This window comes from Kribbella jiaozuonensis (genome assembly GCF_005233875.1).
Lineage (GTDB): Bacteria > Actinomycetota > Actinomycetes > Propionibacteriales > Kribbellaceae > Kribbella > Kribbella jiaozuonensis.
Map to the genome: position 1 here is coordinate 1,217,103 of NZ_SZPZ01000002.1, position 23,944 is coordinate 1,241,046.

A 23,944-nucleotide genomic window follows, 5' to 3' on the forward strand; every position below is an offset into this window, starting at 1 on the left:
CCGCAGGTCACAGGCTGATTCCAGGGTCATCGTGAGACTGGCCGCCGTCGGGTTCCCAGTGCGTCGTGGGGGACCGGCCGGCGGCCAGCTCCGTCACAGCTCCGTGAGCTCCCATCGCGAACAGCTGGGCCAGCCGCGAGTCGACAGCCTTCCGCGCCCGCTCGTGGGACGACGGCAGCATGTGGGTGTACAGCCGAAGCGTGAACCCCGGGTCGCCGTGGCCCAGGTACTGCGCCAGTTCTTTGATGTTGACGCCGTCAGCCAGGGTGATACTCGCGTAGTAGTGCCTGAGTGCGTGCATGCCGTTCTCGCGACTGGAGAAGTACTGCCGCCGGCCGCGGGCGTCCTTCGTCGGCTCTGGTATGACGCCCGCGTGGAAGAGCGCCGGCTTCCACACGAGCTCGTCGTACGTCCGCGCCCGGATGTGCTTGTCGTCAGTCCAGCGGAACAGCAGGTTGACCGTGTGCGGCTTCCCGTCGACCTTCTCCCACGGCAACGTGTACGCCCGCGGCTTCGCGGCCTGGATGTACTCCGTGAGCATCACGGCGACACCCTCTGACATCGGCACAGTCCGCTCGGTGTCGTTCTTGGGCCGCGCGAACACAAACTCCCGGCTCAACTTCTTCGCCTGCCGCCGAACTCGGATGATCATCTCCTCGAAGTCGATGTCCTCCTCGGCGAGCCCGAACAACTCACCTTGCCGCAGCCCACACGCAGCACCAATCGAGGCGATCGGCCTGTACTGCGGCGGATGCCCCTCCACAATCCGCAGCACAATCTCGTCGCTCCAGGCGGTCGTCTTCCCGCCCTTCTCCGCCGGCACCTTGACCACTCGAGCCTTCGCCGGATTCCGCTTGATCGCCTCATCGTCAACGGCAACCTCCAACGTTCCGTGCAACACGAGGTACGCCGTACGCGCCGTAGACGCCCCGAACCGCGCATCGAGGCCAGCCACCCAAGCCGCAATCTCAGAAGGCTTGATCGTTCGCAACTGCCGCCGCCAAAACACCGGTACGACGTGCAACCGCAAAGACGACTCGTACTTCATAGCTGTCGCCGGATCCACCACCCGAGAAGCAAGCCACCTGTCGGCAACCTCCTCAAACCGAACCTTCCCAGCCTCCGGATCGATGTACTCTCCACGCTCCCGATCCGTCTCCATCGCAGCCCCATGCCGCTCCGCAGCGGTCTTCGTCCCGAACGCCTTAGACCTCTCCTCCGGATCCACCCACCCCGCCAACCACCGCTTCCCCCGCCCCCACTTAGCCGTACGAACGCGCACAGTCGTCCCGTCGGCCTCCTTCACCGCCCGAGTCCACTGATCCTTCACGTAGGCCATCCCGCCGCTCCTCCATCATGTCGATGTGCGGCAGCTCAACGTTTGGAGTGTGGAGAGAATCGACCGTTGTCCGGGCGTGCGGCGATGGTTTGCGTGGACTGAGTCGGGTGCGGACTTGAGCGCCAGTCGAGTTCAGACCGTCCACCCCTGACCACCGTGCGCCAGGACACGCCTACCGATCTAAGGAATGCCAGGGTCGTCAGGTCGGTCCGAGGCCGCTGTTAGCAAGCGCGTTAGCAGGTCGCCCTGCTACGCCTCGGTCAGCGTGAAGCTTCCGGTGGGTGTCAAGGCGGTCACCATGACGACCATCGTGCTGTCATCTGGAAGGCAAAGCTCAAAGGCCTTGTCCAGCTCGCACAAGGCTGCGAGATCCGGACCTTCCTCAGCCCGCGTGAGCTGCCCGGCTGCCTGCCATCCTTGCTCGTCGACCACAATCGTCACCGCGACCAGGAATGCAGCCAGACAGGTCGAGCTGTTCACCCACCACTCAAGCCGTGCGGCGGTCGTTAGTGAATCCACGTCGCGATCCTGGCATGAGCGACCGGCCGACTGCTACGCAGACCAGCTCACAGATCCCCCCTTGCGTCTTCCCTCTGCTGTCTCCTCATAGGTCCTGACTGGGCGAAGCGGCAGGCGGGAAGCCGTACCCCCGGACCCTCTCCGACATAGTCGGCTCTATCGGCCCCGTCATCCCGGAGTCGTGAGGGACTAGCGGGGATGTCCTCCGTCGATACGACCGACGACGGAGCCGATGAGCAGCGAGTAGGCCAGGTCGAGTCCCACTGAAGCCCAGGTCAGTACGACGGCCCGGCCTTGCGTGGTGACGAAGACGTTGGTGACGAGCACGCCCAGGATCAGGCCTGTGATGCCGCCGACGACATCAACCTCGACACCACCTGTCCGCCCCGTGTCCCTGGCGCGACGAAGATCTGCTTGCGCGGTGCCTAATCGGTGTTCCCGCAACACCTCGCAGGCCCCTCAGTGTTCGCTGCTGAAGAACCGTAGCAACAGCGGGCCGACGGTCTGTGGGTCGACGACGTGATCCGGCCCCTCGAGGGCCTCCCGTTGAGCGTGGGGCAATTGGTCTGCAAGCTCGTCGGCTGCGCGGTCGAAGAAGTCCGAGGGCAGGCCTGCCATATAGGGGACCGTGATCGGTCCTCCGGTGGTGACCAGGACCGGTTGGGTGACCGTTGCCAGTCGATCGGCCGGCAATTGGTAGCGGTTGAGGAAGACGCTGTCGTGGACCAGCGTGGGCGCGAGGGCGACCGAATGCGCCCAATGCGCCGTCTGCTTGCCTGCCGCTTTCCTGGCCGCGATGTTGTCGTCGGAGGCGCCGCTCAAGCGCATGAACAGTTCGAGAACCTCCTCGTCTCGCCCGGCGTCGAAGGCGCGTCGGGTGTCCGCGACGTACTCCTCGAATCGCTGGCGGATGTCGTCCCCGACCGCGTAGGGCACCTCCCACACGGCGATCGTGTTGATGGCTGACCCGGCCGCGGCCGCTTCCAGCGCCAGCGCGCCACCAGAGGACGCCCCGAACAGGTGTGCCGAGCCGCCCGCCTCCGCGATCAACGCATCCAGGTCCTCGATCTCCCTCTCCACGGCGTACGGCTCGGTGAAGCCGCTTGCGCCGCGTCCCCGACGGGCATAGTTGTAGACCGTGAAGTGCTCGGCGAGAGCCGGCGCCAAGGGAGCGTTCTCCACCCCCTCGTCGAGTGCTCCGCCCACCAGAATGACGGCCGGACCGCTTCCCTTCCGGTCGTAGGCGATGGTGGTGCCATCGTTTGATGTCACGCGAAAGGCCATCTCGTTCATCTCACATCTCCGTTCGAGAGGTTTGTCTCAGCGCCTGAGCAGCGTGCCGACGACGGCCTCGGTGCGCGACCACCGCGTCCTTGCGATCACGGCCGCCACCATGAGTAAGGCGAGCGGCAGCCAAGGGCTCTGCTCGAGCACGAACTGATCGGTGATGACAGCACCGGTCAGCAATGCCGCCAACCCGAGACTGGCCAGGCCCGCCAGAGCCGGGATCAGAAGTCCAACCCCTCCCGCGACCTCCAGCGCTCCGACCAGGTACCGGAGCGACTGGCCAGCCCCGATGTCGGCGAACATGTCCACCATGACCGGGTCGCCGGCGAGCTTCGAGATTCCGCCGCCGGCGATTATCGCCGCCAGCACGACGTGCAGAATCCAGACCCCGATGCTGCTCGCCCGCCCGGGCGTGTGCGCAACGGTTTCCGAGTTTTTCTTGGGGATGGTGCTCATTCGGCTCTCCTTGTCGTGTCCGGGTCTGGTAGCGGTGATGGCTTTGGCCGAGTGGGCCGGGTTGTCGGAGTTGATTTCGACCAAGTGCTCGCGGTAGCGGCATCTACTTCTTGTTGCGGTAGAGGACCATGGTGATGGGACCGAAGACCGCGACGAGAAGTACGGACGAGACGAGCACCCAGCCGATTTCCCCGGCAGGCACCGAGCCGTCCATCAGGCCGCGTACCACGGTCGCCAGGTGGGTGATCGGGTTGACCTCGACGACCGCCTGCATCCACCCGGGCATCGTCTTCGGGTCCACGAAGATGTTGCTCACGAACGTCAGCGGGAACATCACCATCATGCTGACCCCCGCCACCGAGTTCGGCGTGCGCAGGATCAGGCTGAGCATCGTCCACAGCCACGACAGGCAGAACGAGAACACCAGCAGCAGCACCACCGAGAGCACCACGCCGACGGCGCCACCCTCCGGCCGGAACCCTAGGACCAGTCCGAGCGTGATCACGATCGCCGACCCGATCGAGTAGCGCATCACATCGCCGAGCAGGGCGCCGACCAGCGGCGACGGTCGCCACACCGGAAGTGACCTGAACCTGTCGAACACGCCCTTCTGGATGTCGGTGTTCAGCGTTATGCCGGTGTTCATGGTGATCATGACGTTCGCCTGCACCAGGATCCCGGGCAGCAGGAACTGCAGGTACTCCTGAGTTGACCCGGCGAGCGCGCCACCGAACAGGTAGGTGAACATCAGTGTGAACATGATCGGGAACATGGTCACGTCGACGAGCTGCTCCGGGACGTGTTTGATCTTCAGCAGAGCGCGCCAGCCGAATGTCAACGAGGTGCGCACCGGGCCGGGGCGAGACGGCCGCTCACCGGCCAACAGCACGCTGCGCAGCGCGTCCTCAGTGACCGGCGCCGACCCCTGCTCCGCGGACGTGGCGGTCATGCGGCATCCTCCTCGGGTGTCTCCTCGGCGGCGTGTCCGGTCAGGGTGAGGAACACCTCGTCCAGGCTCGGCTGACCGAGCGCGAACTCGGTGACGTCGATGCCGCTGCGGGACAGCTCGGCCAGGGAACGGGCGACCCGCTCGGGGTCGGAGATCCGCGCGGACAGCGCGGCCGGGTCGGCGGACGGTTCGGCCGGCACCTCGAGGACGCCGGCGAGGATCCGTTCGGCCTCGGCCCGCTGCTCGGGCGCACGTAGCCGTACGTGCAGCGAGCCGGCGCCGACCGATGCCTTGAGCTGGCCGCTCGTGCCCTCGGCGATGACCTTCCCGTGGTCGATCACCGCTATCCGGTCGGCCAGTTGGTCGGCCTCGTCGAGGTACTGCGTGGTCAGCAGCACGGTGGTGCCCTCGGCGACCATGCCCCTGACGATCTCCCAGACCTGGTTCCTGCTGCGCGGGTCGAGCCCGGTCGTGGGCTCGTCGAGGAAGATCAGTTCGGGGGTGACGACCAGGCTCGCCGCGATGTCGATGCGCCGGCGCATCCCGCCGGAGTACTTCTTCACCTGCCGGTCGGCCGCCTCGGCAAGACCGAACGCGTCGAGCAGGTCGGCCGCCCGCTCCCTGCCTCGGCGGCGTGAGTAGCCGAGCAGCCTGGCGAGCAGCAACAGGTTCTCCACCCCGGTGAGGTCTTCGTCGACCGACGCGAACTGCCCGGTAAGGCCCACCCTGCTCCGCACCGCCCGGGCGTCACGCACGACGTCGTAGCCGAGCACTAGCGCCTCTCCGGCGTCGGGGCGCAGGAGCGTGGCCAGCATGCGGATCGCGGTGGTCTTGCCCGCCCCGTTCGGACCGAGCACGCCGTACACGCCCCCGGCGCTCACGGCCAGGTCCACACCGGCGACCGCGTGGGTCGTGCCGAAGCTCTTCTTCAACCCTCTCGTCTCGATCGCGAGCTTTCCCATGGGTTCGATTCCTTCTCTCGGAGTTGCGAACGGATTGGTGAGCTAGTCAAGTTTGACTACTTGACCAGAGCTGACAAGGACGAAACGTCTAGTCAAGTTGATTAGGCGCGCATCTTGAGGTGATCGGGGGCCGTTCGCCACGAACCCGGATCATCGGCCATGGTGTAGCCGCCCTCAGACAGTCGTTTGCTCAGGCTCTTCGCCCACTCCAGTTCGGTGCGTGCCTGTCCCGCCCACAGTTCGGCCTGATCGCGGACGTGCTCGGGGGCGTCCCTATTGGGGTGCTCCCGCCACTCGGCCTGCACTACGAGCTCCGCTTCCAGTCGCGCGACCCGCTCGTTAACCTGCGCGATGGCATCTGTCCTGGTCAGCATGGGCAACATGGCGATGGACGCGTTGAGCATGTCCGGGTCGTGGGTGCGCCGCAGACCGTCGCGGACCAGTTCGACCATCTCGTCACGTCCCCGAGCAGTCGCGCGGTACAGAACGCGCTCCGGCCCGGAGTTGCCCGGCTCGGCGTGTTCGGTGAGGAGGCCATCAGCCGCCGCCTTCTTCAGCGCGTGATAAATCGAGCCGGGCTTGATCTTGGCCCAACTCTCCGCACCCCAGCTCTGCAGTTCGGACCGCACCTGGTAGCCATGCGCGCCGCCGGAGAGGTGCACGATACCGAGTACCAGGAGCTTCGTCGCCGACATGCGCCCACCTCCGCTCGACCCTCTCGTCTCGATCGCGAGCTTTCCCATGGGTTCGATTCCTTCTCCCGTGTTGCGAACGGATCGGCTGAGGCTAGTCCAGTTTGACTACTTGGCCAAAGTACACGAGGAAGAAACGTCTAGTCAAGGTTGATTAGGCGCGCATCTTGAGGTGATCGGGGACCGTTCGCCACGAACCCGGATCATCGGCCATGGTGTAGGCGCCCTCAGACAGTCACTTGTTAAGGCTCTTCGCCCACTCCAGTTCGGTGCGTGCCTGTCACGCCCACAGTTCGGCCTGATCGCGGACGTGCTCGGGGGTGTCCCGATTGGGGTGCTCCCGCCACTTGGCCTGCTCTACGAGCTCCGCTTGCGCGCCCGCCAGGGTGGTGTCAACTCCCACCAACACTAGGGTGCCCTCCTGGTCCGGGTGGTGTCAGCACCGACCTACAAACGGTGCTGGTGGAGACCTCCAAAGCCCAGGACGTATGGCTCGGGAGCTCTGCGTCGGACTGCGCTTTAGGATCGAACGGTGATCACAGGCCACAACATTGGTGCCCGGATCGTGTCCGAGTTTCCCGATGCGCGGGACTCCGTCGCGGAGGTCATCGAGATGTACGGGCAGGACGTCGTCGGCCCCGCGATGTTTTCCCGTATCGGTGGGCTTCTTTCACCCCGTGTTTCATCCGGCCATCCAGTCCAACGACGTAGCCCGCATCGAGCAGTGCTATCGCTTCCTCGAAGAAACTCCTGGACAGCCCCGATCCCGATATCGTAGATGCGGCCGTCATCCGGGTAGTGCCATGGACTCTCGGGCCGGACTGGATCGACGCGACACGTAGATTCGGTGGCCCGTTGCTTCAGGCCGAAGTCGACCAAGGGCAGGAAGGACGGCGGGCTCGATAGAGACGGCAACGTCGGCGCCCCGGGTGGCCGCCAGGCTCCAAGCTTGTCGCGGATCAGCAGGCGGATCACAGGGACTAGCGGGAGGCAGCGAACCGTCGTACCGGAAGGAGCCGAGTCCATGAGTGATAGCGACGCGAGCTCGCACGAGGAGGCGGGTGCCGAGGTTCCGAAGGACCCTGAAGGCCCGGTCCTGGGGGAAGTTCAGCCAACGCCCGAAGACGAAGTGGCTCAAGCAGTGATGCAGTGGCTCACCGAGAATCCCGACACCAACGCGGGCAGTGTTCGCATTCTCGATCACCACAAGACAGTCGTGGTCTATTGGAAAGGAGATCCGCCGACTGATCTGCAGCAAATCGTGGCGAGTCAGCAGTGCCGGTGAGCATCCGTAAGGCGATCTACAGCAGGGCCGAGCTTGTGGCCGCCGCCAGATCGCTGATGGATGCCAACAAGGGCGTCTTGACTTCGACGGGGCCGAACCATGACTTCTCCGGTGTGGGGATCACGCTCAGCTCCAAGGCGCCACAGACAGCGCTGGCAGCGGTACGGGCCCAATGCGCGGTACCGATCGAGTTCCGCGGGATTCTGGACGTTACGTACGGCCGCCCATCGTCGCGGACCCTCGATTAGCGACGTCGAATCGGCAGGTCGCGCGTCTGCTCGGTGATTACCAAGTCAGCTCGCGTCTCATGCCCGTCGGGCGCTTTCCGCTGAACAGGATCAACCGAACAGTTAGCCGCGGGTCTGCGCTCGACCGTGCGCCGCGCTGCGTCCGCTCAGGCGCAGGGGGCGCCGAGCGGACGCAACTTCGGGGCGGAAACGCCGCCCGACTCAGTGAGGTGGATCGGGCAGCGCTCCCGGTGGAGCGGCGGAACGGACGCGGGGTGCAGGGGACTTGAGGAGAACGACGGATGTCCCCTCAGCACGTCCGCTCCGCCGGCATGGTGGCGATCAGGACCTCGTGGGTGCAGCGGCGGAGGTGGTCTCTGATCTTCAGTGGGTGCCCGATTGCGGCGAGGTGGTGCAGCGTTGGAACGACGAGCGGCTGCCCGTCGGACTCCAGAAGCGATTCGAGAAGGTCGAAGGCCGCGCTGGGCGGCCCGGGCTCTTCGACGTACACCTTGGTGATCTGTAGCCTGTGCTCGGTCGCGAAGGCCTTCAGCTGTCGACGGATCGCAAGGAGCTCGCCGGTATTGCGCACGAAGGACATGGAGACGAACCCGAGGGCTGGCGTAGCCGGCACGTGCACCACTCGTTCCTTACGGGTCGAGGTGTCTAGTCGGCGACCACGATCGTGATGCCGTTGGACTCAAGTCGCTGTCGTACGGACGACGGGTCGCCGGCCACCTCGAGGTGCTGCAGGTGAGGCGTGATGATCATTCGCTGCACTTCCTGCATCACGACCGCGAGTAGATCGTGGAAGGCCTCGGGCGATGTCTCGATCTCCTCGACGTGAATCGCCACAAGCTCCGCACCGTGGGCCTGAGCGGCGTCGACAATCAGCTTCCGAGCGTTAGCCAACTCGATCTCTGCCATAAGGAAGTGCTTCCGGATGTAGCCGTACGCCCGCATGGCGTCGCCCCGCTCGTAGTGATTCGTACCTGGACGAGTGCTAGTCATCTGTCTGACCGCCGTGTCATTCGTTGCGGCCGGACAGGTCTCGCACCAGGTCCGTGATCATTGCGACAGTCAGGCCCGCAGTCAGGCAGATCACGATGAACAGTGGCGTCGTCATGTGGGCGTCCTTATCGTTGTTGTAACGCTCTGTATCCACACCATGGCGCTGCGAGGGTGGTCACCACTACAGGCAGTGCTCATCGAGCCGACCTATCGGCGGGGCCGATAGACGCGCCGGATGCGCTCGGGCTAACTTCACAGAGCCGCCTAGGGACAAGGAGTGACGATGACGGCAACGCATCCGGTGCTCAAGTCCTCCTGGTGGGATCAGCCGGAGATGCGTCCTGTCCTGGCGTCACGTGACGTCGCAGGCATCTTCCGCTGGCTGCAGCGGCACGGCTGGAGTCAGACGCAGATCGGTGCCCGCACGTGTCAGTCCCAGGGCGAGGTCTCGGAGATCCTCAACGGCCGCCACGTCAAGGCTTACGACGTCCTTGAACGCATCGCCGACGCATTCGAGATTCCCCGCGGACGGATGGGGCTCGCATACAGCTCATCTGGTCGTGGAGAGAGCGCTGAATCGCGCGAACTGACCGGTGACGATCGCAGGAACTTCGCCGGTGCGGTGGCGAGCGTGGCGTTCGGTTCGGTCAATGAGCAGGCTCGAAAATGGCTGCCCGACGTACCCAGCAGCGTGGCTTCTGTGCCGTCGGCGATTTCCGAGACCGACGTGGAACAAGTCGTGTCGATGACCGCCGAGTTCCGGAAACTCGATCAACGCTACGGCGGCGGAGCAGCGGTCGACGCTGCCCGTGGTTTCTACGGCTACGCGCGGCGGATGATCCACTCCACCGCCGATCAGCGCACACACCGGGACCTCAAGGTCTCCCTGGCCGACTTCAGCAGCATGTTGGGCTGGTCGTTCCACGACATTGGCGATCAAGCCGCAGCTCGACGCTTCTTGATGAATGCACTCGTGCTCGCGAAGGACGCCGACGAGCCCTCGCTGGCAGCATCGATCCTGTACCGCCTCGGCCGGGTAAGCATGCAGGAAGCCCAGCCTGTGGAGGCCTTGAAGATGCTTCAACTTGGCCAGCTCGCGGCACAGGACGCCGGCGATCCAGCCGAGGTCGCGAGACTCCACGCCAACGAAGCCCTGGCCTATGCGATGCTCGGCAAGCACGATCATGTAGTCGATGCTCTCGCTCGTGCAGAACACGAGATGGGCCGCGCTGACAAGCGCCGAGTATCCCCATGGACCACGCTGTACTTAACTCCTGGGGACTACTCCGGGCATCAGGCACTGGTGTACAACTCCCTGTCGGGCTACGCGAAAGATGGTGCACGGGCCCGTGAGCACGCCGTACGCGCGGTCGCATTCGCACAGCAAGCAATCACCGAATCTGGGCCCGAAAGATCGCGCCGAAGCCGGACCTTCGATCGGATCATCTTGTCGACGAACCTCCTGCGTACGAACGAGCTGGACGCCGGCATCGACGTCGCTCGTGACGTGATCAATGAAGCGCAGCATCTCCGCAGCGGCCGCGGTATGAGCCGCCTCGCCGAGATCGGCACCGCAGCCTCACAGCACACCGACAATTCGGAAGCTGTGGACCTGGTACACCAGCTCGAATCCGTCCGCACAACCGCGCCGAAGGCACTTACCGCATGACCAACCTGTCCCCAGAGCTCGACCAGCGGCTCAAACACGCTCTCAAGGGCATTTGCCAAGAAGCCGGCCTACTCCCGGACGAAGCCGAACTCATCAAGTACACGAACAACGCCGTCTACCGCCTTCCCAGCCAAGGTGTTGTCGTCAGATTCGGAGCCGGCGACCTCGCCAGCCAGCGCGCCGACCACGTCGCCCGAATCGCCACCTGGCTGGAACGCCACGACGCACCCGCTTCAAGGCTCGCGCCTGGTCTGACCCAGCCCGTCCTGTTCGAGAATTACTCAGCCACGATCTGGAAGCTCCTCGAAAGCAGCAACCCAGCATGGACCGGAGCCGAGCTGGCTGCTCCACTACTCGGCTGGCACAAGCTCGAACCGATGCCCAGCCTCAAACCCTGGGACCCCTTCAGCAGCGCCCGCAGCCGTCTCGCCATGGCCGACGGCCTCACCGCCGACGACCACGCCTGGCTCACCGAGCAGTGGGCCAACATCGAAGCCGACTACCGGGCCCTCATGCCGGACCTCCAGATGGGCCTACTCCACGGCGACGCCTACATCGGCAACCTTCTACGTGAACCCACCGGCCGCTTCGTCCTCTGCGACTTTGACGGCACGAGCATCGGCCCTCTCGCCTACGACCTGGTTGTCGCCGCTGTCAGCGCTCTACGCTTCGGCGCGAGCCAAGACCACGAAGCCCTAGCCGCCAGCTACGGCTTAGACGTCACCACCCTGACCGCCTGGCCAACCCTTAGCCGCATCCGAGAACTGGTCCTCGTCACTAGCGTCATAACCGACCTCCGCAACCGCCCCGACATCGCCAAGATTCACGCGCATCGGCTGGCCACTCTCAGATCGGGCGCAAACGAACTGTGGCACCGCTACAAGTAGTCGTGAGCGCGCCGGTCTAGAAGGGGTCACGGCTGGTCCACCCGCATCGCTGTCCGTTGCCCTCGACATCGACGACGGTGTAGTCGAACGTCGTCCCGAGTCAGGAGGGTGCTCCATTGCTCGTCGCCTACCTTCCTCCGACGTTCGTGCCGTCACGCCGGTCGGCGCGTGTGCGTGCTGCGCCGTAGACGTGTCGGGCAACCTTAAGTGCGCCGCTAGCGGTTCGGCAGTTGCATCCGAACATGAGCGCGTCGCCAGGGCCTAGCCGGCGTTAATGCATCGCGCTTGGTGAGCATTCAGCCGCATCACCAAGCGCACGTCAGACCGAAATCGGTGCTCGCTGTTCAGTCGACATGGACAGATTCATCTCGAAGCCCGTCGATTCTGTCCGGCCGGCGTGGCCATGCAACGGCGGCGACTAAACGTCGCTGCGCATGGGAGAGTGTCTTGCGGAGCGTCGCGTTGGCCAGCTGGAGCTGGGTGACTTGGCGCTGCAATCGGTCGACTTCCACGAGCAGGACGCCGACGTTCTCGGCTTCGATCACGTCGGCTGAGCGCACCCGCCGGCGGCTTCGCCAGTGCCGGAGTCGACAACGATCCGAGCAGAAGCGCTGGTCGGTTCTGGCTGCTGTGTATGTGTCGCCGCAGTGTTCGCAGACGTGCTGGCGCGCACTCAGATCGCTCCCGAACGGGGGTGGAAGGTCATCCATAAATGCTCAACGCATTTCCCGAGACCGAACCGAATACTCGTTGCAGATCGCCGCAACGCCTCGGGTGCAAGATGTGTGACAGCACTGGACCGTTCAGGATCGTAGGCCATTCCGACCCATCAGCGGAGCTGAGGTCGACATGGGCGATGGACTCGATCGGTTCATACGATCACGCACTGGCAGGGCACGAGTCCGAACGGCCGTTTGATCTCTCGCTTCACGTGGGATAGCGGTTGCAGGTTAGCAAGTTGTGAGCGCCGCTGAGTCGACGGAGCTGACGCAACTTTTGCCACGAGCTCCCACGTCACCTCCGCGGACACCATTACCTCGCCGTAGGATTGGCGCGGCTGGCGAGGAGCGCCGTTGGCCCTGCCACCTGCAGAGGAGCGAAAGGCCATGTCAGAGAATCGCCGAGATGCGACGAGGGACATAGTCTCGGGTACGTCCGGTGTGCTGGCTGAGTTGCTGACCCCAGGTATCCCCGGCGTTGGTGCTGGCGCGACACTTGCAGTCAGTACTGCGATCAGACTAGGCGAGGCGGCGCTGGAGCGGCGTCGGCGGCGTATGGGATGCGCTCTCGAGGCTGCCGCGGACATCCTGGATGTTGGTCTTCATATCCTGGAGGAACGCGCGCTCGAGTACGACGCTCGACTTGAGTTGCTCGCGCAGGTCCTGGAGGCGGCGGCCAAAACACCTATGGAGGAGAAGCTTCGGGGACTCGGCAAGGTGCTTGCACTCGGCTACCAAGACGACACCGCAGACATATCACGGGCTGCTGTGCTTGCTGCAGCCCTAGCCGATGTGGAGGCACCACATGTACGGATCCTCGCCTTGCTGCGAGCCGAGCCCACGCCAGGCGCCGACGTGCCTCAGTCGAATACACGCAGCGGGTGGAACCTCGGCCAGCTCAACGCAAGGCTGCCCGGGGATGCTGACATCCTGCCGGCTGTAGTGGCGGTCCTTGCGGGGCACGGCCTCATACTCGATGCTGCACATGCTACTTGGGACTTCATACCGCACTACACCATCTCGGCGCTGGGTCAAAGATGTTTGGAGTTGCTCGACGGCTGACGTCCAGTCCGACGAGTGGCCGGATCGCCTCGCCCTTTGTTACCTCGTTCAGGGCCTCAAGCCGCCAGTTCGATCGACCATGCTCGACCTCGGGAGTGAGTCATCGGCCGACCGGCCTTACCCGGGGCATGCTCGGCAAACCCGAACCTGGGGTCATCCTTTGCTAAACCATGCGGTGCCCTGCTTCATGCGTCCCACGGGATCAGTCGCGGACGCCTGCCCAACGCCCAGTTGACTGGTGTTGGTGCCGCTCTGCTGAAGTCGTGTGACCTTCGGCTGCAATAGAACCGCTGAAACTGAGGCTTCCTCTACATTCCGGCGTGCCTCTATCCAAAGGGCGGTGTGATCAAGGTAACATCGACCGGACCTTTGGGAGGGCTAGTGGCCGACGATCCAGTAGTCGAGGCGCTAAAGCGCATCGACACGAAGCTTGCTGCACTTCTAGCGATAGTTGTGGATGGTCATCTCCGAGACACGGAGATGGCCAAACCTCGCCCCCGAACCATCGACAAAATGCTGGTCGATGTCGGTCTGACCCAGGTCGAGGTGGCGCGCTTGCTCGGGAAGACACCCCAGGCAGTGGGACAGGTACTCCAGAAGGATAAAAAGGGGACAGGCAAGCCGCAGGCGGCCGGAGGTGGCGACAGCTAATGGCAGTCGACGACATCAACCACTTGGATGAGCTGGTGCGACTCGAGGTGCTGCGACTGCGGCGCACCACCGCGAACCAGGCTGAGACAATCATCGAACTCAGCGACGCTGGCTTCTCCGCGGGCCGTATCGCCGAGCTGCTGGGAACAACTCCGGCGACTGTGAGGAATGCCCTCGTCCGTGCCAAGAAGAACCGGGGAGGTGACTGACCCTTGCTTGCAGCACAGGAACCCACCTCACTGGAGAAGCTGATGTCAGGTGTTCTGGCGATGCTTATCGCTGAGAGGGAGGACCGATTGGCAGGCCACGACAATCGGGCTCAGGAATCGCGAAAGACTGAGGTCATCTTGTACAGTGCGGGTTTCTCATATGTGCAAATCGGTGCACTTCTAGGCAAGAAGCCCGACACTGTCAAAAAGACGATCGCGCGCGCGAAGGCAAGATCCGCTCAGATGACTGGTGATGATGGCTGACAGGAAACCAGCTGACGCGTCCGTGACAGAGGAACTCCTACTCGGGATTCTGACGCTGTTGGCTGATGAACGGGAGCAACGCATCAAGGATTCGTCGTCCGAGCCGCGAACTGAGCTGCTGCTGAGCAACGCCGGGTTAGGCAACGATGTCATCGCTCGCGCTGTCAACAAGAACCCCGACGCGGTTCGTATGGTCATCGCTCGAGCTAAGAAGTCGGTGCCGGCCAAGAAGGCGACCGCTCGAAAGACCACACCGAAGGCTGGTTGAGCATGCCAGAAACCCCTGACCTATTCGCCGAGGTTGCCAACCTGCGCGATCAGGTCGACGACATGGCGCGGAGCGTCTCTGCAATCGCCCGTAAAAGCGGCGTACGCGAGGACATCATGGAGGCAATGGATCGAGATCAGACGCTCGCCCGCATCTTCCTCCTGGTTGATGGCCGGAGAACCCAAGGTGACATAGTTAGGGAGTCCGCGCAGTCGGGTCCGAAGGTCTCTCAGGCGAGCGTCTCCCGGAAGCTTGAAAGTCTCGTGCAGGACTGGGATCTCGTTCGTCCGACGAGCCGCGGGAAGGATGGCATCCGGTACGTTCATACTTCGCTAGCAAAGGATCTCCGCATTGCGCGACTGCTCCAAAAGAAGCTAAAACCGGTGAAGAGCGCAGCCAAGGTGACGGTGAAGAAGTCTCCGAGAGCGGGCGGCTGATATGGCATCACCGGAGAACCAGGCGATTCGGGCGATCTTGAATCGGTTCCGTGAGCGGGGCTGGTCAGGAGACCAAGGTGGGTGCTCGGTGGCGTTGGCGGGTGCGATCTTGGATGACGCCTCCCTGCTCGACCGGCCGCAAGATCTGGGCGCATTGGTTCCCGAGGCTTTTCAGGTCGCGCACGGGCTAACAGGGCTCGACGTGGTCGTCGAGATCGAGCCCCTTCGGGCGCAATTGAGTGTGTTGGCTATAGAGCACCTTAAGGGAGCTCGTTTGCCGCTGATCCAACTTGACCAAATCGACACCTTCGCTCGTGTCTCGGAGGTCCCGCCCAGCGCAGTAATGGACTTGTGCCCGTTGGACCTACTCGAAGACGATGTCGAACGCATGATCGCGACGGTTATCGGCGAACCCTTCCGTCAGAAGGATTGGGGCGGTGAACTGGATGACCTCTTCACGCAGAGTGTCCAACTCGACGGACGAGCAGTTCGTGCGTCGTTCATGCTCAAGGGACGCGGTCTCGGGTCCGTGATGAAGATGAAGGATCTCGGCGCCAACGGTGATCAAGTGATGCGGATGGTGAGGCAGCCGGCTGAGTTGTTCGTTGTCCAACATGTGAACCGGATCGACGCCAGCGTGTACTCGCATCTCGAGGACGCCATCGTCGCTCGCAGAGCGGAAGGTCACGAGGTGGTCGGCTCGGTCTGGGATGGTGTCGCGGTTGCCCGTCTCGGGGTTGCGTACGGCCTGATGGACCCAAAGTCCGGGCAGATTCGGACAGAGGCGTTGCGGACAAAGTAGGTCGGCCCGGGCAGGTGCATGTCACGATGAAGTTGTGAGCAGCCACGTGCCGAGCAGGCTCCGTATCACCGATCTCGGTGGCACGGAGCAACGCGCTGTGCGCCGCTTGCTGGACCTCTTCCGCGACCACGGGTGGTCGGACACCTCAAACGCCGCCCTGGCCGCAGCACAGCGTCTAGCCGATTCGAGAACTGGGATCACGCCAAAGAACTTGGCGTCCGGTCTCCCAGACACTTTCTACCTTCGGAACGGAGTCACGAAACGTCAGTTGACTGAGGCCTTGAGCGACCTCGTTCCCGTGCGACAGCGGTAACGATGCATGAGGCGGGGCGTGTCCAGCACCAAGCACACCGTTCCTTGCCTGGGTGTGGCTGAACTGTGGCTAGCGCGTCCCGCGACCGCTACGCGGGCTCTCACGTCACCTCCTGTGAGTGTTGTTGTGGCTGGTCTGGGACTGGCTGGCAGGGTAGGTGCTGGTCTCTTCTTCTCGTTAGCGCGGAGCCTTGCCGGCCTTGGCATCGGGCGGTTGGGAGAGCATGAGCGGATCGCGGGCCGGGAGGTGTCGCGAGATGAGCGAGGAGCCTGGCGCAGACGAGCGGGTCGTAAGGCGCGCGGTGCGGCACCAGGTCGGCCGGAAGGCATCTGGGTAGCCCGAACGCGTCGATAGGCGCTCCGATCTAGATGACTCGCGGCCCGGAAGCAGCCGTCGCTCGAGCTTGAGACTGTCGACGACACGAGCACGTTGAGAGCCGGCAGTTCGCGGCTGAGCACCCCGAGATCGACGCGGGCGTCTTGGGCAATGAACACATGTCGCTCAGCGCCTGTCGCAGTTCGGCTTCGATGTCGGCAACAACCGGAGCGTCTACGATCGGTGGCCATGGCGGCTACCCAATTTGAGTCCGGTCGGCCTTATGTCCGCCGCTTGGCGTGCAAGCACGGGAACTGCTGTTCTGACCCGCTGGCGCGCCGTCGTCCGTGTGCCGCGCGGCGCAGAGTCGCAGCCGGCCTCGAGCAGGCTTGACGATTCTGCGTGTACGCCGAATTCTTGCCGGTTGAAATCTAGGCCGGAGCGCTAGGTTTCGCTACCCTTCGGAGGGTCGCCGTGTATGCGCGGTGCACCTTGGGGTGGTGTGCAATGGGGGGAAGTGAAGCGATGCGGCGAGTCGTGTCGTGGCAAAGTTTGGTTGGCGACTACCTTGGACGCCTTTTCGTCTGGCTCGTCTGCGCGTTGATTGCTGGACTCCTGCCCTTCTTTGTGTCCTTCTGGGTTCTCGAAGATTGGCGCGAGGCGTTGTGGCGTGGAGATCTACTGATCTTGACGATAGCTATCGTTGGGTCCGCCGGGCGCGATCTTTGGTTATCCAAGGGAGTGGGCGCACTCCCGCTCACGCTCGAAATTGGCGCGATCGTTGTAGTGTTTCTCTTCTCGGCAATACTATTCCCGCTGTCGCTAATGAACGATCTCGCTCAACTGTCGCATACGCCGCTGCCCGCCAGACATCTCACGAAGGACGCCGTGCTGGAGTACTCAGAGTGGCTCTTCGTTTCTTCCGTGCTGATTTCCTTGTGTGTGCTTTACAGTACGCGCGAGACACGTCGCAGCGGGGCAGTCAATAAGTCCAAATTCCGGTTAGGCGAAGAGCGATGAGTCTGGATCTCTTAGTCGGCCTCGCGAGTACACTCGCGAGCGTACTCGCGGTTGCTGGTGCGACCCTCACTCGACGAGAACGAGCGAGCGGAGTGCATTCACCTAGGTTGCGCGCGCGTCGCCTGATGACTGCTTTGCTATTGGTCACCGTGATCACCGTCCTCATTGCGAGCACCCTATTTGCAGTCAGGCGCTTCATCCTTCCGCCCGGCGAGAGTTCCTGTCGGGTCACCGGCAAGATTTTGGTGCCATACAGCGGGTCGACGGTTGATCTGACGACCAGAATCTCTGGAGTGACCACTAATGATTGCTCAAACGTCACGCTCTGGTTGGTCGTGAGCCCAGATGGTTCCCTGTCTTATCCGCTCACTCGTCTTATCCCAAGAGACGATGCGTGGCAGGCGCGTGAATCGTGTCTTCAGGCTTTCTCGCCGCAGCGGACGGACCTCGTTCTTCTGGCGGCGGAGTCAGTTGCGGACCGTATCCTGACAGAAAGTTTCGTCAGCGGGAAGGCTCTGTCAGCGTTGCCGAACAAAACAGTCGTCCTGGATAGAGTCACGGTCATTGTTCGCCAAGTTCCGCTATGTTAGTCGGCTCATTGGTTCTCAACGGTTTTCTCAAGCGCGGTGCGCGACAAACGTTTGGCGGCCTGATGTGACTCAGAAGAGGGCTAAGTCGTCACTCAACTGCACCCTGTGCCGGAGAGATAGTATAGGAGCAAGGTGCCGCCGGGCCATCGTCTCGGGTCCTTCAAGCCATGTCCCATTCTTTCGCGATTCGGTCAATCTCGTCATTCAATAGGACCGCGACATCCTGTCGATACTTGATGACTGGTGTTCCAATCGACCCGGCCAGTATCGGCGTAAGTTCCAAATCGTCTCGTAAGCTCGGATTCAGATGCGGGCGCAGTGTCTTGTACCAAGGCGTCGTGAGAAAAGATCGAAGACGATCCATTTGTGGCGAGTTGGATTCAGCCTCGCGCAGTCCCTCGCGCCATTCAGCTAACATGGCTAGGCGATCCTTGTGTAACTGTCGGCGGCGCTCAAGTTGCCAAGTTACCCACGGCGCTACAAGAGACGCGATGCCGCCGGACAGTAGGCCGGCGCCCGCGCCGATCAACGCAGTCTGAACTCCGGTGTCCACAGGCCCATTGTGACCCCTCGCCTTGCCGGGCGCTATATGACCTAGCGAGCGCTTGACTCCTCGGTCTGGTTGGAAGCTTGCAAGGTCTTGCGTTGACAGATGTCGGTGTGCTTGCTCCCCGCCAGCCCACCTGGGTGGGTAGGCCAACCCGGGGTCTGCCGGACGCTCGAAGCGAGGAGCTCGTCGTCGTGTACTTGTCACCCCGACCGGCAAGGGCGCAGGAACAAGTCGCCAACGCGAGGCTCATCGAGGCTGCTTGCCGGTCAGTTGATGCACGGCAGGAGATACCTCGCGGTATGCTCGGCTCACCAATCACCGCGGTGTAGGACGAGCATGGGATCTCCCGTTGCGCGCTCTGTCCAGTGGCGATGTGTTACTGCTGGGCGACTGCGCCTCCGCAGGAGTTCGATGAAGCTGCGTTGCGCCGAGGGTGGAGCGAGGTGACTCCGGCCCTTTCCGGCCGGCAAGCTGGCTGTCCTCTACGAGCATCGAGGTGATATCCGAGGACGCGGCAGACGCGAGGTGACGCTGGAGACGGATCGGCCTGATGGTGTCGTCCGGGAGCGCTGGCTCGGAGTCCTGGATCCAACTGAGAGATTTGCTCCTGAGTACCTGATTCTGACGTCGAAGTGTTGCTGCAGGCAAATTCTTGCTCCGTCACAGCTCCGTGAGACGTTAGCAGGCGACGATCATTGTCGAACATCGATGAGAGGTAAACCTGCAGGTCAGAGCTCGCTTTCGGTCCTCCGTCACGTGATGTCAGCGTGACCGGAAGAGATCTACACCATCTTCGAAGGCACCTCGGAGATCCAGTGGCTGGTGATAGCGCGAGCCATCTCAGGTATGCGGACCAGGTAGGTAGATCCGGGGGAGGGGGTAAGTAGCCCCTCGCCCGCTACGCAGGTGCTCCGTCGGTCCGCTCCTCCCGCACCTGCTACGCGTGCACCCACCCACCCCCGGCTCGTCGCCGGTGCATCCTTTGCGGCTGCCGCCGGGACCTTCCGGCTATCGCTGGACTTGTGGGCTGCCGCCCGCGGTGCGCTCGCCATCGCCCGCGGGTGCGCTCGCTATCGCTTGCGATGCGCTCGTTATCGCTTGCGTGTGAGTGCAGCGTGCTGTCGGCCGACCGCGATCAGCAGGTGACCCGGCGAGCGGAGGATGAGCGCGTTGCCCGGTCTGGCCGTCTGTTCGGTTGTCTGCGCCGCGTGCTCGTGCCGCACCGCATGCATAGCGTTCTCCCGGCCGGAGACGTGCTGCTGTCGCCCGCGCAGGTCCGTCTTCGGGACTGTCACGCGGTGTGACCGCCGTGTGTCTTGGTGCCGCCAAGTTCGGTGTCTGGTCACCCTGCAGGGGTGATGCCGCGATGTACCTCTCGGTATCAGTGTGGGGGCGTGCCCATGAACCTGGCCCGCACTCTCGGGCCCGACATCATCGGTGACGACTGCACGGGCTGGTGGGTCTGTGTCGCCCGCCCGGGTGATTGGGGCCGTCATTGCGGTGGCGATCGTCGGAGCGGTGCGTGGGCTGCCTGACATGGACGAGCTCGAGGCTGCCGAGGGCGGCGCCTGCCGATGACCGGCACCCCTACCGGCGACAGCGACTGACCAGCCTGCCGGTGAGGTCAGTGGATGTCCGGCCGGCAGGCGAGTGGCTACGTATCAAGCGGGGTGGGTGCAACGGGTGCTGTCAGCGGTGGGGAGTCGGGGCGGGCGGTTCGGGGTGAGGCTCGGTGGCCGAGTGTGGCCGCCGTACTGGTGGGGATCTTGTTGACACTCGCGCGGCCGAAGGAGATGCGGCTGGCGCCGGTGTGGGTGCTGCCGGGGGTCGAGGTCGTGCTGCTGGCGGTGCTGATCGCACGGGATCCGGGGCGGATCGACAAGCGGTCGTCGCTCCTGCGCGGGGTGTCGATCGTGGTCGTCGCCTTGCTGGTGCTGGACGCGATGGTGGCGACGGTGCGACTCATCGCGGTGCTGATCCGCGGCGGATCGATGACGAACTCACCTGAGAAGCTACTCGCGGCCGGCGGGGTGGTGTGGTTGTCGAACCTGATCGTGTTCGCCTTGCTGTACTGGGAACTGGACGCCGGCGGCGCTGCCAACCGGGCCCACCGGATGCCGCGGTACCTCGACCTGGCGTTCACGCAGCAGCTCAGCCCGGAGGTCGCGCGACCAGGTTGGCGGCCCGGATTCGGCGACTACCTGTACCTGGCGATGACAACGTCCACCGCGTTCAGCCCGACCGACGTGATGCCCCTCGCGCTGTGGGCCAAGATGGCCATGGGTCTCCAGTCGCTGATCTCGCTGGCCGTGGTCGGCCTCGTCGTAGCGCGCGCGGTCAACGTCTTCACCTGACGCAGCGCACTCCGCTCCCCGAGGAGGGGACCGAGGACGTCGGGACCGCCCAATCATCACTGGCGGATGATTCATCGTTGGGCACTCCAGCGGATCGTGGAGGAGTTCTGCGACTGTGAAGGAGCACTGTGACCGCGCAGACGGACGAGAGCCCGCACGTCGTCGTACTCGGCGGCGGGCTGGCCAGGGTGGGGTGCGCGCACCGCCTCGCGGACGAGGGGGTCCGGGTCACGCTGGTCGACCGCAACGACTATCACCAGTTCCAGCCGTTGCTCTACCAGGTCGCTACGTCGCAACTGCCGGCCGAGGACATCGCCCGGCCGCACCGGACCATCTTCCGCGAGCACCCGACGGTCGGGATCCGCACCGCGGACGTCGCGGAGATCGACGTCGCGAACCGCACTCTGACGCTGTCCGACGGCGATCGGATCACCGGCACGCACCTGGTCGTCGCGGCCGGCGCCCGGCCCGAGTACTTCGGGGTGCCGGGCGCGGCCGAGCACGCGTTCCCGCTCTACTCGGTCGCCGACGCGGAGCGGTTGCGGCGGCACCTGCAGTCGACGATCCACACCGGCTCGGAAACAGCGGGGGCCCTCGACGTCGTGGTGGTCGGTGGCGGCCCGACCGGCGTCGAGATCACCGGAGCACTGACCGAACTGATGGCCGCGCTGGTTGCCACGGAACGGATCTCGAAGCCAGGGACGATCATCGTGGTCGAGCGCGGCAAGACGTTGCTCGGTGCGTTCTCCAAGAAGTCCCACAAGTACGCGCGCAAGCGGCTCGCCGAACACGGCGCCGACCCGCGACTGGGGACGGGAGTCGCCGCGGTGCACGCGGACCGGGTCGAGCTCGACGACGGGTCGACGATCAGGACCCGGACGGTCATCTGGGGTGGCGGTGAGTCGGCCGCGTCCGTGGTGGGCAGCACGACCGGGCTGACCATCGGACGCGGCGGGCGGATCGACGTACAGCCGGATCTCGGCGTGGAAGGGCGTCCGCACGTCTACGCGATCGGCGATGTCGCGAACATCCCGGGCAGGCACGGCACGATCCTGCCGCAGCTGGGATCGGTGGCGCAGCAGTCCGGCGTGTGGGCCGCCGACAACATCCTGCGTGAGCTGCACGGGGACAAACGCAAACCGTTCCACTACAAGGACAAAGGCATCATGGCGATGATCGGTCGGAACGCGGCCGTCGCCGAGGTCGGCCGGCACCGGCACCAGGTGGAGGGTCCGGTCGCGTTCGCGGCCTGGCTCGGCGTGCACGCGATGCTGCTGAGCGGTGCGCACAGCAAGACCGACGCCTTCGTATCCTGGGCCTGGGACTACTTCGACCGCGACCACGCCGCGACGGTCGAATGGTCGGGCACACCGCGGCGGATCGCCTGGGGTGACGAGTCCGCCGACATCCCGCATATCATCGTCGATGAACTTGCTCAGTCTCCGATCCAGGGCATCCGCCAGCCGCCCAACCCGGCCGGCACCCGATCGGCGGCGGCCGGGCCCCAGGTCCCCGGTTCGTAGGTGTGGATCGGCGTCGGTGCGTCGAGCAACGGCTGCATCACCCGCCAGGTCTCCTCGACTGCGTCCTGCCGCGTGAAGCGCGTGCTCTGGCCGGTCATCGCCGCGTGCAGCAGAACCTCGTACGGCGTGGGACCCTCGCCACCCTCTTCGCCGAACTCCATGTCGAGCTCGATCGGCATGATCCGGGCCGCGTCGGCACGATGCGCGTCCACCTGGATCCTGACTCCGGTGGACGGGTCGAGCCTGATCACCAACTGGTTCGGCTCGGCGATGTGGCCACTGGGACCGAAGCCCAGCCGTGGTGGCCGTTTGAACACCAGGCGCAGTTCGGTCTGCGTCACCGGCAGTCGTTTGCCGGTCCGGATGAAGAACGGCACACCGGCCCACCGCCAGTTCTCGATGTCGAGGCGGAGCGCGGCGTACGTCTCGGTGGTCGAGTTCTTCGCGACTCCGTCAATGCCGAGGTAGCCGTCGTACTGGCCACGGATGTAGTGCGCGGGATCGGCTTCCTCCACGGCACGGAACAGCGTGGTGGTCGCATCCTTGAGGGTGGTGGGATCGCCGCGCGACGGTGGCTCCATCGCGGCAGCCGCGACGACCTGCATCAAATGGTTGACGACCACGTCGCGCAGCGCGCCGACCGGATCGTAGAAATGGCCGCGGTCCTCGACGCCGAAGTCCTCGGCCATCGTGATCTGGACACACTCGAGGTAGTTGCGGCTCCACAGCGGTTCGAGGACGGCGTTCGCGAACCGCAGGTACAAGATCTCCTCCAGCCCCATCTTCCCCAGGTAGTGGTCGATCCGGTACAGCTGCGACTCGTCGATGTACTGGTGCAGCTGATCGGCCAGGTCCCGGGCGGAACGCCGATCGTGGCCGAACGGCTTCTCGACGACGACCCGGGCATGGGTGGTCAGCCCGGCATCTGCCAGGCCCTGAACTACCCGGCCGAACAGGAACGGCGGGATCTCGAGGTAGAACACCGGCGTCTCAGCGCCCCTGATCGCGTCGCCGACGCGTTCGTAGACGGAAGCGTCGGCGAGGTCGCCGCTGACATACGACAGCCGGGCCACGAGGCTGTCGAAGACGGACTTGTCGATGGTGATCCCCGTGCCCTCGATCGACGTCCTGGCCCGCTCGATCAGCTGGTCGAGGGTCCAGTCGTCCGCCGCCACCCCGACGATCGGGCAGCTGAGCAGACCGCGCGCCTCCAGCCGGTAGAGCGAGCGGAACGTCATCACCTTGGCCAGGTCGCCGGTGATGCCGAAGATGACCAGTACGTCCGCGGTCCGCGGGTCCGTTGCCGCCGATGTCATACCTGTCCTCCCTCCGCGTCAGGCCGTCCGGTCTTCGCCTGACGATCAGGTTTTGCCGACGGCGGTCGACGCGTCACGCGGTACGACGGGTCAAGGATCGGGTCAACACCGTCAGTCGCGGCGATCCTCGCGGCGGTCTCGCCGGTCCTCACGCCGGTCACCGCGATCGTCTCGCCGGTCGTCGCGGCGGTCGCGGCGGCGGTGGATGCCATGTGCGACGACCACGGCACCTCCCACGGCTGCTATGGTCCTGCGCCTGCGTCGGGCT

28 protein-coding genes are annotated in these 23,944 nt (G+C 64.3%); 13 read left to right on the forward strand and 15 right to left on the reverse strand.

Annotated elements, in window-relative coordinates; genetic code table 11:
• Positions 1–7: 7 nt before the first annotated feature.
• The 9 genes from FDA38_RS17400 to FDA38_RS43420 form a co-directional block, all read right to left on the reverse strand.
• Entirely contained in the window at positions 8–1,339 is a 1,332-nt protein-coding gene (locus tag FDA38_RS17400; protein WP_137255051.1) for a tyrosine-type recombinase/integrase, read from the reverse strand.
• A gap of 249 nt (positions 1,340–1,588) precedes the next feature.
• Positions 1,589–1,858: a hypothetical protein gene (locus FDA38_RS42265; RefSeq protein ID WP_170989761.1), complete on the reverse strand. Its 270-nt coding sequence runs from the start codon at positions 1,856–1,858 to the stop codon at positions 1,589–1,591.
• A gap of 189 nt (positions 1,859–2,047) precedes the next feature.
• Positions 2,048–2,305 (reverse strand): hypothetical protein, encoded by a 258-nt coding sequence (locus FDA38_RS17410; RefSeq protein ID WP_137255053.1) that lies wholly within the window; start codon positions 2,303–2,305, stop codon positions 2,048–2,050.
• 12 nt (positions 2,306–2,317) lie between these two features.
• A complete protein-coding gene (locus FDA38_RS17415; protein ID WP_137255054.1) occupies positions 2,318–3,151 on the reverse strand; it encodes an alpha/beta fold hydrolase in 834 nt (277 codons plus the stop codon).
• A 27-nt stretch (positions 3,152–3,178) separates the two neighbouring features.
• Entirely contained in the window at positions 3,179–3,601 is a 423-nt protein-coding gene (locus FDA38_RS17420; protein WP_137255055.1) for a DoxX family protein, read from the reverse strand.
• A 103-nt stretch (positions 3,602–3,704) separates the two neighbouring features.
• Positions 3,705–4,550 carry an ABC transporter permease gene (locus FDA38_RS17425; RefSeq protein ID WP_137255056.1) on the reverse strand — a complete coding sequence of 282 codons (846 nt, stop codon included), beginning with the start codon at positions 4,548–4,550 and terminating at the stop codon, positions 3,705–3,707.
• Positions 4,547–5,512, reverse strand: a complete 966-nt coding sequence (locus tag FDA38_RS17430) for an ATP-binding cassette domain-containing protein (RefSeq protein ID WP_137255057.1) — start codon at positions 5,510–5,512, stop codon at positions 4,547–4,549. The genes FDA38_RS17425 and FDA38_RS17430 overlap by 4 nt, the downstream gene beginning before the upstream one ends.
• 101 nt (positions 5,513–5,613) lie before the next feature.
• Complete coding sequence (locus FDA38_RS17435; protein WP_137255058.1) at positions 5,614–6,207, reverse strand: PadR family transcriptional regulator; 594 nt, start codon at positions 6,205–6,207, stop codon at positions 5,614–5,616.
• 277 nt (positions 6,208–6,484) lie between these two features.
• Positions 6,485–6,607 (reverse strand): hypothetical protein, encoded by a 123-nt coding sequence (locus FDA38_RS43420; RefSeq protein WP_267901751.1) that lies wholly within the window; start codon positions 6,605–6,607, stop codon positions 6,485–6,487.
• A 621-nt stretch (positions 6,608–7,228) separates the two neighbouring features.
• Between FDA38_RS43420 and FDA38_RS17440 the strand changes: the two genes are divergently transcribed.
• Together FDA38_RS17440 and FDA38_RS17445 are read left to right on the forward strand one after the other, a co-directional pair.
• On the forward strand, positions 7,229–7,489 hold the full coding sequence (locus FDA38_RS17440) for a hypothetical protein (RefSeq protein ID WP_137255059.1): 261 nt from the start codon (positions 7,229–7,231) through the stop codon (positions 7,487–7,489).
• Positions 7,486–7,737 (forward strand): hypothetical protein, encoded by a 252-nt coding sequence (locus FDA38_RS17445; protein WP_137255060.1) that lies wholly within the window; start codon positions 7,486–7,488, stop codon positions 7,735–7,737. Before FDA38_RS17440 ends, FDA38_RS17445 begins: the two co-directional genes overlap by 4 nt.
• 289 nt (positions 7,738–8,026) lie before the next feature.
• Here FDA38_RS17445 and FDA38_RS17450 read toward each other — a convergent pair whose 3' ends face one another.
• Both FDA38_RS17450 and FDA38_RS17455 read right to left on the reverse strand, forming a co-directional pair.
• Positions 8,027–8,356: a hypothetical protein gene (locus tag FDA38_RS17450; RefSeq protein WP_137255061.1), complete on the reverse strand. Its 330-nt coding sequence runs from the start codon at positions 8,354–8,356 to the stop codon at positions 8,027–8,029.
• Positions 8,357–8,382: 26 nt separating this feature from the next.
• The gene (locus tag FDA38_RS17455; RefSeq protein WP_137255062.1) at positions 8,383–8,727 is read right to left on the reverse strand and encodes a hypothetical protein; all 345 of its coding nucleotides are present in this window, start codon (positions 8,725–8,727) and stop codon (positions 8,383–8,385) included.
• Between the two features lie 283 nt (positions 8,728–9,010).
• Here FDA38_RS17455 and FDA38_RS17460 point away from each other — a divergent pair, with 283 nt between their 5' ends.
• From FDA38_RS17460 to FDA38_RS17500, 9 genes are all read left to right on the forward strand, one after another.
• On the forward strand, positions 9,011–10,396 hold the full coding sequence (locus FDA38_RS17460; protein ID WP_137255063.1) for a helix-turn-helix domain-containing protein: 1,386 nt from the start codon (positions 9,011–9,013) through the stop codon (positions 10,394–10,396).
• Complete coding sequence (locus FDA38_RS17465) at positions 10,393–11,283, forward strand: phosphotransferase (RefSeq protein ID WP_137255064.1); 891 nt, start codon at positions 10,393–10,395, stop codon at positions 11,281–11,283. Before FDA38_RS17460 ends, FDA38_RS17465 begins: the two co-directional genes overlap by 4 nt.
• A 1,106-nt stretch (positions 11,284–12,389) precedes the next feature.
• Positions 12,390–13,064, forward strand: coding sequence for a hypothetical protein (locus FDA38_RS17470; protein WP_137255065.1), 675 nt, complete (start codon positions 12,390–12,392; stop codon positions 13,062–13,064).
• Positions 13,065–13,445: 381 nt separating this feature from the next.
• Entirely contained in the window at positions 13,446–13,715 is a 270-nt protein-coding gene (locus tag FDA38_RS17475) for a hypothetical protein (protein WP_137255066.1), read from the forward strand.
• Entirely contained in the window at positions 13,715–13,924 is a 210-nt protein-coding gene (locus FDA38_RS17480; protein WP_137255067.1) for a sigma factor-like helix-turn-helix DNA-binding protein, read from the forward strand. Before FDA38_RS17475 ends, FDA38_RS17480 begins: the two co-directional genes overlap by 1 nt.
• 286 nt (positions 13,925–14,210) lie before the next feature.
• The gene (locus FDA38_RS17485) at positions 14,211–14,456 is read left to right on the forward strand and encodes a hypothetical protein (RefSeq protein ID WP_137255068.1); all 246 of its coding nucleotides are present in this window, start codon (positions 14,211–14,213) and stop codon (positions 14,454–14,456) included.
• A gap of 2 nt (positions 14,457–14,458) precedes the next feature.
• The gene (locus tag FDA38_RS17490; protein ID WP_137255069.1) at positions 14,459–14,893 is read left to right on the forward strand and encodes a hypothetical protein; all 435 of its coding nucleotides are present in this window, start codon (positions 14,459–14,461) and stop codon (positions 14,891–14,893) included.
• Positions 14,894–14,981: 88 nt separating this feature from the next.
• The gene (locus FDA38_RS17495) at positions 14,982–15,695 is read left to right on the forward strand and encodes a hypothetical protein (protein ID WP_137255070.1); all 714 of its coding nucleotides are present in this window, start codon (positions 14,982–14,984) and stop codon (positions 15,693–15,695) included.
• A 1,153-nt stretch (positions 15,696–16,848) separates the two neighbouring features.
• Complete coding sequence (locus tag FDA38_RS17500) at positions 16,849–17,343, forward strand: hypothetical protein (RefSeq protein WP_137255071.1); 495 nt, start codon at positions 16,849–16,851, stop codon at positions 17,341–17,343.
• Between the two features lie 750 nt (positions 17,344–18,093).
• Here the strand turns inward: FDA38_RS17500 and FDA38_RS17505 are convergent.
• Both FDA38_RS17505 and FDA38_RS17515 read right to left on the reverse strand, forming a co-directional pair.
• Positions 18,094–18,486, reverse strand: coding sequence for a hypothetical protein (locus tag FDA38_RS17505; protein ID WP_137255072.1), 393 nt, complete (start codon positions 18,484–18,486; stop codon positions 18,094–18,096).
• Positions 18,487–19,574: 1,088 nt separating this feature from the next.
• A complete protein-coding gene (locus FDA38_RS17515; RefSeq protein ID WP_137255073.1) occupies positions 19,575–19,778 on the reverse strand; it encodes a hypothetical protein in 204 nt (67 codons plus the stop codon).
• A 447-nt stretch (positions 19,779–20,225) separates the two neighbouring features.
• On the opposite strand from FDA38_RS17515, the gene FDA38_RS17520 reads away from it, so the two are divergent.
• Together FDA38_RS17520 and FDA38_RS17525 are read left to right on the forward strand one after the other, a co-directional pair.
• The gene (locus FDA38_RS17520) at positions 20,226–20,837 is read left to right on the forward strand and encodes a hypothetical protein (protein ID WP_202877704.1); all 612 of its coding nucleotides are present in this window, start codon (positions 20,226–20,228) and stop codon (positions 20,835–20,837) included.
• Between the two features lie 128 nt (positions 20,838–20,965).
• Complete coding sequence (locus FDA38_RS17525) at positions 20,966–22,360, forward strand: NAD(P)/FAD-dependent oxidoreductase (RefSeq protein WP_137255075.1); 1,395 nt, start codon at positions 20,966–20,968, stop codon at positions 22,358–22,360.
• On the opposite strand, the gene zwf is transcribed toward FDA38_RS17525, so the two are convergent.
• The gene (zwf, locus tag FDA38_RS17530) at positions 22,273–23,676 is read right to left on the reverse strand and encodes a glucose-6-phosphate dehydrogenase (protein WP_137255076.1); all 1,404 of its coding nucleotides are present in this window, start codon (positions 23,674–23,676) and stop codon (positions 22,273–22,275) included. The two genes, FDA38_RS17525 and zwf, sit on opposite strands and share 88 nt — an antisense overlap.
• Positions 23,673–23,888, reverse strand: coding sequence for a hypothetical protein (locus FDA38_RS42270; protein WP_170989762.1), 216 nt, complete (start codon positions 23,886–23,888; stop codon positions 23,673–23,675). The genes zwf and FDA38_RS42270 overlap by 4 nt, the downstream gene beginning before the upstream one ends.
• Positions 23,889–23,944: the final 56 nt, after the last annotated feature.

Bases quoted from the DNA above. Each gene is read 5' to 3' on its own strand.
- FDA38_RS17400 (WP_137255051.1), bottom strand. From the start codon at position 1,339: ATGGCCTACGTGAAGGATCAGTGGACTCGGGCGGTGAAGGAGGCCGAC.
- FDA38_RS17415 (WP_137255054.1), bottom strand. From the start codon at position 3,151: ATGAACGAGATGGCCTTTCGCGTGACATCAAACGATGGCACCACCATC.
- FDA38_RS17420 (WP_137255055.1), bottom strand. From the start codon at position 3,601: ATGAGCACCATCCCCAAGAAAAACTCGGAAACCGTTGCGCACACGCCC.
- FDA38_RS17425 (WP_137255056.1), bottom strand. From the start codon at position 4,550: ATGACCGCCACGTCCGCGGAGCAGGGGTCGGCGCCGGTCACTGAGGAC.
- FDA38_RS17430 (WP_137255057.1), bottom strand. From the start codon at position 5,512: ATGGGAAAGCTCGCGATCGAGACGAGAGGGTTGAAGAAGAGCTTCGGC.
- FDA38_RS17435 (WP_137255058.1), bottom strand. From the start codon at position 6,207: ATGTCGGCGACGAAGCTCCTGGTACTCGGTATCGTGCACCTCTCCGGC.
- FDA38_RS17440 (WP_137255059.1), top strand. From the start codon at position 7,229: ATGAGTGATAGCGACGCGAGCTCGCACGAGGAGGCGGGTGCCGAGGTT.
- FDA38_RS17455 (WP_137255062.1), bottom strand. From the start codon at position 8,727: ATGACTAGCACTCGTCCAGGTACGAATCACTACGAGCGGGGCGACGCC.
- FDA38_RS17460 (WP_137255063.1), top strand. From the start codon at position 9,011: ATGACGGCAACGCATCCGGTGCTCAAGTCCTCCTGGTGGGATCAGCCG.
- FDA38_RS17465 (WP_137255064.1), top strand. From the start codon at position 10,393: ATGACCAACCTGTCCCCAGAGCTCGACCAGCGGCTCAAACACGCTCTC.
- FDA38_RS17470 (WP_137255065.1), top strand. From the start codon at position 12,390: ATGTCAGAGAATCGCCGAGATGCGACGAGGGACATAGTCTCGGGTACG.
- FDA38_RS17480 (WP_137255067.1), top strand. From the start codon at position 13,715: ATGGCAGTCGACGACATCAACCACTTGGATGAGCTGGTGCGACTCGAG.
- FDA38_RS17490 (WP_137255069.1), top strand. From the start codon at position 14,459: ATGCCAGAAACCCCTGACCTATTCGCCGAGGTTGCCAACCTGCGCGAT.
- FDA38_RS17500 (WP_137255071.1), top strand. From the start codon at position 16,849: ATGCGGCGAGTCGTGTCGTGGCAAAGTTTGGTTGGCGACTACCTTGGA.
- zwf (WP_137255076.1), bottom strand. From the start codon at position 23,676: ATGACATCGGCGGCAACGGACCCGCGGACCGCGGACGTACTGGTCATC.
- FDA38_RS42270 (WP_170989762.1), bottom strand. From the start codon at position 23,888: ATGGCATCCACCGCCGCCGCGACCGCCGCGACGACCGGCGAGACGATC.